We start from the raw sequence: 4252 nt of genomic DNA, 5'->3' as shown, positions 1-4252 counted from the left end.
ACATCCGCATCCTTTGTTACTTCAGCAACCGATGCAATGGCCGTAATCTGTGGGACCCCGACACCGGCAACGACCCGTGTTGTACAGATAGACCCCGGGCCAATACCTACTTTCAGACCATCAACCGTGTCCACCAATGCCTCTGCTGCTTCTTTTGTTGCGATATTTCCTGCGATCACATCAACCGGAACACTCCCCTTGATATCCCGGACACTTCGTACCACGTTCAGGTTATGACCATGGGCACAGTCTACCACAATCGCATCAACCCCTGCCTCAACAAGGAGCATTGCCCGTGCATGGTCAAATGGTCCGACTGCAGCCGCGACCCGGAGGTTTCCGTTCTTATCCCTGACGGCATGAGGGAACTGGCGTTTCTCCAGGAGTTCCTGCATGGAGATGATACCAGTCAGCATCCCTTCACTGTCAACAACCGGAAGACGCTCAACCTTCCGGGAGTACATGAGGTCAAAGGCATCATCTATCGATATCCCCTCCGAAGCCACGATGGGCTCATGAGTCATGATGGATTTGACCGGCTGGTTTCCGATTCTGCTGACCATGGCCCGAAGGTCACGTCTGCTGACAATACCGATCACCTTGCCGTTCTCTACTACCGGTACACCGCCAATTCCATGATAGGTCATCATCCGGTCAACATCGGCAATGAGTGAGTCTGGGGTGACGGTCAGCACCTCACGCTGAATGATCTCAGACTCATGCTTGACCTTCCTGACTTCATCAGCCTCCTGTTCAGCGGTCATATTCCGGTGGATAACGGTTATTCCCCCTGCCCTGGCAAGAGCGACTGCCATGGCTGAGGTACTGACCGTGTCCATTGCCGCACTGACCAGAGGGATATTCAGAGGAATATTTCGTGAAAAACGGGTGCTGACATCCGCCTGATCCGGCTCCACTTCCGAAGCCGCCGGGATGAGCAGGACATCGTCAAATGTAAGTCCGGTTTCTGCCTGTAATTTTTCTATATACATATCAATGAACCATACTGACTGCCTTTAACACAAGTTCTTCCTGAACCATCGCCCTCCGGTCTCCGCCACATACCATGCCCCGAACACCGATGATATCAGGGTTGATACGTTTCAGGACTCCGATGTCTTCAAACTTTAATGACCCGGCGAGTGCGGTTTTGACTCCAAGTTTCCGGTTTAATGTGGTAAACTCGATTAACCTGGCTTCATTCATGAATTCAAAAGTAGATTTTCCATCCTTAATTCCCGTGTCTACCATCGAGATATCTGCACCTGCCTTTGCTGCAAGAGGTGCCATATCAAAGGGTGAGATGGTTTCGAGACGTTCCCAGTCAGAATACGCAGCAATGACAACATACTTCTCCGGGTAGGTCTCTTTTACCGCACGGGTAACAGACTGAATCAGCATCTCTGCCTCTTCGATGCCATCAAACATCAGCCCGACCTTAATATAATCTGCACCGGCTGCTGCAGCACCAAGGGCAGTAAGCGCTGCCCCTCCGGGTTTATAGTCAAAATCTCCAATGGCTGCACTGACAGGTTTATGGGTAAGATCTTTTATTGCCCTGATTATCCAGGGAAAAGAGGCTCCAAGGGATCCTTCTTCAGGACGTTTCACATCGACAATATCGGCAGAAAGTGCCTTCTTTGCTTCTTCTATTGTTGCTGGGCTGACAAGCAACTGCATACATTTTATGGAACCGGTATCTAAATAGTGATTACGTTTGTAATATGGACCTATATCTTGCCACAGACCTGAAAAACGGACTGATTGTTCATGGAAAGAGTGGTATGCGGGACAATTACGTTCCGGTCACCTCTTTGCACGCAGACACGGCTGAGCCGATCAGGTTTATCGAACAGGTCAGACCCCGATATGTATATATTGCAGATCTTGACCGGATATGTAAAACCGGGGATCATGATGCCCTGATACCTCATCTTGCAGAACGGACCGGACGCATCCTTCTCGATCGGGGATGCAGAGGGCCTGATGATCTGCTGCATATTCCTGGTGTCTGCAATGTTATTGGGACTGAGACTGCTGCAGACACCCTGGATCAATGTACCGGAGGTGTTCTTTCAGTGGACATAAAGGATGATCTCGTGATTCCCTGGGGGATTGATCCGGTTTTGTTTCTCTCATCATGTACCCGGTACCGGTTTGAAATGATCATCCTGCTCGATATCGGCAGGGTCGGGACCGGCCGGGGACTGAACACAGCGATGCTTGCTGCATTCAGGGCAGCATATCCCGGCCCTCTGCTCTGGGGTGGTGGTGTCTCGTCAGAAGAAGATCTGATCCACCTTGACAGGGCAGGGTTTGATGGGGCGATTCTTGCAACCGCTGTCCATACCGGCAGGATTCCAATCGAGTACATCAGGAGGGGTACATTCTGCTCGTGACGTTGGAAGGCATAGATGGAAGCGGAAAGACAACACTTCAAAAGGCATTGGGAGTGTACCTTTCTGATTTGAATCCGGTTATTACCTGTGAACCAGGTTCAACGTGGATTGGTGAGGCGGTCCGTCGTGCAATTCGTGAACATGCAGACCCGGTTGCCGAGGCTCTCCTTTTTATTGCTGATCATGCAGCCCATCTCCGGGAAATTATCCGGCCTGCTTTGTCAGAGGGTCGTCTGGTACTATCGGACCGGTACGTTGACAGCCGTCTTGTTTACCAGCAGGTTACTCTGGACGGGATACTCCCTGATCCACTCTCATGGCTCCGCGCTGTGCATGAGGGATGGACGATCATGCCGGATCTTACTATCCTGCTTACCGTTCCGGTTCAGGTCGCTCTGGAACGAACCGGTAAACGCGAGAGTGGAGAACATTTTGAGCAGGAGTCCGTTTTAACCAGAGTTCATGAGAATTATATGGACCTGGTTGATGAAGATCCAGCCCGGTTCCTCATCATCGACGGGACAATGCCACCGGATCATATCCTTCGGGTTGCAGGTGAGACGATCCGGTTCCGGTATAATGAGAGTAAGAAGAAGATAAAGAGAAAAAAGAATTAAATATTACTGCTCTATCGTTATCACCAGACTGTCACTGACTGGAATCAGATCGACACTGGCTCCTGCAACGGTGTAGGAGAGCTGGGGAATTACTGACCCCTCCGGAACCTCTATCTCTTCACCGTGCACGATGACAGTTTTTGGAACCGTTCTCAGACTCTCTTTTGGTAATGCCTCGACAGCCTGCATAAACCCCCTTGCCTTTCCTCTCAGTTTTGGACCGATGATACCCATGTCAAACTTCACGCCGCTGACAACCTGGGTCAACTCAGGCATACCGGTCTTCCAGGTAAGGGTACAATTGGATGCGGTTCCTGCATCTCCTGCATCGTTTATGTGAACCGTGGTATAGACGGTCGCCTTTCCGATTGGAGCATTCAGGGCAAGTCCTTTGTCATGCTTGTACCGGCGGATCTCGGAGATGACCTGCACCAGGATCTCACCTGAACGAAGTGCCTCCTCATCCTCGTACGAAAAGGTCACCCAGGGTTGTTGATGAACCGAACTTTCGTTAAAATATGACCATACTTCCTCTGCAAAATACGGGGTAAATGGCGCGAGCATCCGGCAGACTGCATCCATAGATGTCCGGATGGCAACACATGCCCCGTCACGATCTGGAGAATCCGAGTAGAGTCTGCCTTTTACTATCTCGATATAATTGTCTGCGAGCACATCCCAGGCAAACTCCCGTATGGCTTTGAGAGCTTTGTCAAACTGGTAGGTTTCGAGTGATTCAGAAACCTCACGAACGGTCTGACTTAATTTTGTTAAAAGCCACCGGTCCGCAAGAGCGGTCACTGGTGCATCTTCCCTGTACGGAGCACGGTCGAGCTGCATGAGGGCAAAGCGGGAGATATTCCACATCTTGGTCAGGAACCGGTTTGCTGCAACCACATCATTCCAATTGAACTGGATATCAGAACCGGTTGCTGCACCAAGGGCTGCCCACTGACGAAGGGAATCGGCACCGTACTGTTCAAGAATCTCCTCAGGGACTGTTACATTGCCCCTGCTCTTACTCATCTTAAACCCGTCTTCTCCCAGAACCATCCCATTGACAAGAATCTGTTCCCAGGGTTTTTTACCGGTAAGAGATACCGCCCGCAGAATGGTATAAAACGCCCAGGTTCGAATGATATCATGACCCTGTGGCCGGATCTGTGCAGGGAACAGGGGGGGAACCTTCTGACTCCCGTCCCAGCCGGTTACGTGCATCACCGAGATGGATGAGTC

At 50.9% G+C, this 4252-nt stretch carries 5 protein-coding genes; 2 read left to right on the top strand and 3 right to left on the bottom strand.

Translation table 11 applies throughout. The features are described 5' to 3' along the window. Positions 1-992: IMP dehydrogenase (guaB, locus tag PLA23_RS04550; protein WP_324474178.1), on the bottom strand; the 992-nt coding region annotated here is incomplete at its 3' end. A gap of 1 nt (position 993) precedes the next feature. Continuing rightward, positions 994-1680 (bottom strand): (5-formylfuran-3-yl)methyl phosphate synthase, encoded by a 687-nt coding sequence (locus tag PLA23_RS04545; RefSeq protein WP_324330278.1) that lies wholly within the window; start codon positions 1678-1680, stop codon positions 994-996. Positions 1681-1724: 44 nt separating this feature from the next. Between PLA23_RS04545 and PLA23_RS04540 the strand changes: the two genes are divergently transcribed. Both PLA23_RS04540 and tmk read left to right on the top strand, forming a co-directional pair. Continuing rightward, positions 1725-2399, top strand: a complete 675-nt coding sequence (locus tag PLA23_RS04540) for a HisA/HisF-related TIM barrel protein (RefSeq protein WP_324330280.1) — start codon at positions 1725-1727, stop codon at positions 2397-2399. Next, positions 2390-3016, top strand: coding sequence for a dTMP kinase (gene tmk, locus PLA23_RS04535; RefSeq protein ID WP_502883593.1), 627 nt, complete (start codon positions 2390-2392; stop codon positions 3014-3016). Before PLA23_RS04540 ends, tmk begins: the two co-directional genes overlap by 10 nt. 3 nt (positions 3017-3019) lie before the next feature. Here tmk and PLA23_RS04530 read toward each other — a convergent pair. Then, positions 3020-4252: class I tRNA ligase family protein (locus tag PLA23_RS04530; protein WP_324474176.1), on the bottom strand; the 1233-nt coding region annotated here is incomplete at its 5' end.

The organism is Methanospirillum sp. (assembly GCF_035406105.1).
GTDB lineage: Archaea > Halobacteriota > Methanomicrobia > Methanomicrobiales > Methanospirillaceae > Methanospirillum.
This window is presented reverse-complemented; position numbering and strand designations above follow the sequence as displayed.

Bases quoted from the DNA above. Each gene is read 5' to 3' on its own strand.
- PLA23_RS04545 (WP_324330278.1), bottom strand. From the start codon at position 1,680: ATGCAGTTGCTTGTCAGCCCAGCAACAATAGAAGAAGCAAAGAAGGCA.
- PLA23_RS04540 (WP_324330280.1), top strand. From the start codon at position 1,725: ATGGACCTATATCTTGCCACAGACCTGAAAAACGGACTGATTGTTCAT.